Here is a 2,834-nt window from a genome sequence, read left to right as displayed (position 1 = left end):
GATGGAGGAAGACCATTAGTTTCCAAAGCTAAAAAGAAAAAATAAATACATTTTATATATATAATTAAATACTAAAAAAATGAATAAAGATGAATTAAGATATTTTTTGGAAGAACAAAATACTAAAGTTAAAAAATTAAATGAAGAAATTGAAATTATCAAAGAGGATATTAATGAAATTTTAACTACAAATGAATTTTTAATTGAAGATTGTGATACAAAAATAGATATTAAAGGTGTCGAAAAAGAAGATATTGAAAAAGAAAAATTAGAAGAAATGGATGAAATACGAACAACACAAGAACTAAAAGAAAAAAGAAGAGAAAAAATGAAAAACATTATTCAAAAAAATATTGATGTTCTTGAAAAGAAAAAAATAAAAAAATGATTAAATGATTATGAAAAAAAAATATTTACAACTTTAATTAAAAAAATAGAAGAAATTTAAATTTAAATTATGTAAAATAAATGAAAAAATTATTATTAATAATAATAGTATTTTTATGAACAAGTTTATTTGTAAACTGAAAATATTATTATGATGATTATCAAAAATTTGATAAGGTAATTCGTATAAATACATTTGCAAATAAATTATCTTATTATGAAAAATGAGAAAAAATATGACAATTTGATGTATCAGCAGGTAGTATACAAAATAATACTCCAAGATGAAGATTTGTAATTTTGAATAAAAGTGAATTAATGTATTCTAAATCAGCTTGAAAATATATGCCATATTGGTTAGATTTTTGGAAATGATTGTATTGAATACATTGATTACCACAGGATTATTCAGGAAATATAAATACTACTGCAAGTATATGAAATTGGGCAGAAGCAGGTTGTGTGAGATTAGAAGAACAAAATATAAAAAAATTATATGAACGAGCTGATTTATGAACGGTTGTATTAGTGGATTATGATAAACAAGAATATTCAAATTATGAAAATGATAAACAAGTTATAATAAATTATTTTGATTATATAAATAATTGAGATTATCAAAAAGCATTTGATTTGAGAGTAAATATGAAATATTGATTTGATACATTTAAAAACTTATATAATAATATAAATATTAATATAAATAATATAGAAAATATAAATTGATGAGATTTTAGAGTTTGATATAATATATATATATGAGATAATTATATAAAAACTTGAACTTCAAAATTTCAAGTATCTGATTGAACTATAGTAAGATCTTACATAATAAGATAAAAAGTATTTAAAATAAAATATGAATTACAAATTTATTTATTGAATATTGAATTACTTGAATTCAATATTTTTTTATTTGTAATAAATTATTTAAGATTTTTTAAAAAATATTGCTTATGTTAATAATATCATTATATATACTGTCTTATAATATTATTTTATTTATCTAAAATTTTATTAATATATGGATTCTGTTTCAGAAAATATAAAAGAAGAAGGGAAAATAAATAAATTATCAAAAATTAAACATTGATCACAAAATTCTATGATTGATATATTAAATATATGTGATATAAAAAAATTATCTACAAATGATTTTTTATCATATTTGTCAAGATTAAATTGAAAATATAATTCAGAATTATTGGAACATATAGACAAAAGATTTTATAAATTAGTTTCAAATTTTTTTAATAATTTGGAAGATATTTTATCTATAGAATTATTTGATATAGATAGTATATTTGAATATCAAGAAATTAATAATTATTTGGAATCTATTTCAGAATTATGAATAGATATTTCAAAATTTTTTAATGAAATAGAAAAAATTAATAATATTATTTTTTTATCATCAAATTTATGATTTATATTTAATGTTTTTTTGAATGAACCATCTGAATTTAATTATAATTATTTAATAAATGCTATACAAGAGGGAAAAAATAAATGAATAGATTTTTTTGATATAAGATTAATCTTTATTAAACTTAAAACTAAAATAGACTTTATATCAAAAAAATCTAAATTTTGAAATAAATATTATAATGAATATTTTGGTTTTTGTAAAACTATAAACTCATTAATAAATGAAAAAAAATATACAAAAAAAATAAGAGATAAATATGATATTTTAAATTATTTAGATAAACTTTATTTAATAGTATTGAAATATACATTATATAATCATATTGAAGAAAATTATATAAATAGTATACAATTAAGTTATATTTGGAATTCTTCAGATATGATTTTTGATAAATTAAAAGAAAAATGATTATATAAAAAATGAATTAATATTAATGATCTAGAAAATATTTTATTGATTGAGAAAAAAAGAGTTTATGTTGAATATTTAACAGATAAAATTGAAACTTTAAAAGAAGAAATATCTATTTTTGGTATGAATAATTTTCTTTCTCAAATAGACTGTCTTGAAAAAAATTTAAATATTTATAAAATAAACGATGATTTATATAAAAATATAAATATATTATTAAATAGTTTTAAATTTATATTAATCTTGATAAGTTATTATAATATTTTTGATGAGGAAGGGATAGATATTTCCAAATATAATTTAGATGATGAAAAATTGAATGAATTTAAATATTTAAAAAATATGTTTAAAAATAATTTTGAATCATTTTGTCAATGATTTATAGATATCAAAAATATTTGAAAAAATAGTTTAGATATAAACGATTTATTGCTAAAAACTCAAAATTGATTTATTCAATCTTCATCTGAAAAAGATATAATTGATCTTATCAATTTATCTTATGAAATTATTAGAATAAAATCAAGTTTAGATAATATAAAAGTAAATTAAAAAAATACTTGACAAATTTAATTATATTCTATATACTTAATTTATATAAATTTTT

General features: G+C 16.5%; 3 protein-coding genes. All 3 read left to right on the top strand.

Going from position 1 to position 2,834, the window contains the following annotated elements; translation table 25 throughout:
• Nucleotides 1-79: 79 nt before the first annotated feature.
• The 3 genes from VAMP_RS04955 to VAMP_RS04945 all read left to right on the top strand — a co-directional run bounded on the left by VAMP_RS04955 (nucleotide 80) and on the right by VAMP_RS04945 (nucleotide 2,779).
• Complete coding sequence (locus VAMP_RS04955) at nucleotides 80-448, top strand: hypothetical protein (RefSeq protein WP_213349843.1); 369 nt, start codon at nucleotides 80-82, stop codon at nucleotides 446-448.
• Nucleotides 449-468: 20 nt separating this feature from the next.
• Complete coding sequence (locus tag VAMP_RS04950) at nucleotides 469-1,227, top strand: L,D-transpeptidase (protein WP_213349842.1); 759 nt, start codon at nucleotides 469-471, stop codon at nucleotides 1,225-1,227.
• Between the two features lie 184 nt (nucleotides 1,228-1,411).
• A complete protein-coding gene (locus VAMP_RS04945) occupies nucleotides 1,412-2,779 on the top strand; it encodes a hypothetical protein (protein ID WP_213349841.1) in 1,368 nt (455 codons plus the stop codon).
• Nucleotides 2,780-2,834: the final 55 nt, after the last annotated feature.

This window comes from Candidatus Vampirococcus lugosii, from assembly GCF_018420025.1.
Taxonomy (GTDB): Bacteria; Patescibacteriota; Gracilibacteria; order Absconditabacterales; family Absconditicoccaceae; genus Vampirococcus; species Vampirococcus lugosii.
Note: the sequence above shows the minus strand (reverse complement) of the source record. Positions and strands in the feature narration are given on the sequence as shown.